Below are 464 nucleotides of genomic sequence, written 5' to 3'. Positions count from 1 at the left end.
GTTCATGAGGGTGTGGAGGCTGTTGTTGACCCGGTCGGTGGGGTGGGGCGACCGTACCGCCTGCCAGAGGTGGTAGCCGCCGCCGGCCAGCAGGACGGCGGTGAGGGTCCAGGTCATTGCGGGGATATTGAACACGCGGATCACGCCCTACTGGGTTGGGGTGGGTAACTACCGGATCGGGTTTTGGGGTTGGTGAGCGAAAAGTTTTTGGGTAGGGAAAAGGGTAGGTCCCCGATGCTGCGCCCGTGGGCAGCATCGGGGACCGGTTGGTGGTGCTTGGTGGGGGGACCTGGCTGGTTTAGTGCCCGTTTCCGGTGCTGCAGTGTCCGGTGGTGGTTCCCCTGGTTTCGGTGGGGAGGTTCAGGGTGGGGTTTTGGTTGAAGAAGCCGTGGGGTTCGAGCATGAAGCCGATGTTCTGGCGGGGCATCACGGGCCAGTCTTCGAGGCGGACGACGTGGTGCATG

General features: G+C 63.6%; 1 protein-coding gene. It reads right to left on the bottom strand.

Features of this window, described 5'->3' with window-relative positions; translation table 11 throughout:
* Nucleotides 1–298: 298 nt before the first annotated feature.
* The gene (locus tag AC1DFE_RS24175; RefSeq protein WP_476908345.1) at nt 299–463 is read right to left on the bottom strand and encodes a copper amine oxidase; all 165 of its coding nucleotides are present in this window, start codon (nt 461–463) and stop codon (nt 299–301) included.
* Nucleotide 464 lies beyond the last annotated feature (1 nt).

The sequence above is a fragment of the Arthrobacter sp. 05T423 genome, assembly GCF_056396245.1.
The sequence above is the reverse complement of the archived record's forward strand: the minus strand, read 5'-3'. Positions and strand labels throughout refer to the sequence as shown.

Excerpts from the sequence above, each read along its gene's own strand:
- AC1DFE_RS24175 (WP_476908345.1), bottom strand. The coding sequence starts at position 463 with ATGCACCACGTCGTCCGCCTCGAAGACTGGCCCGTGATGCCCCGCCAG.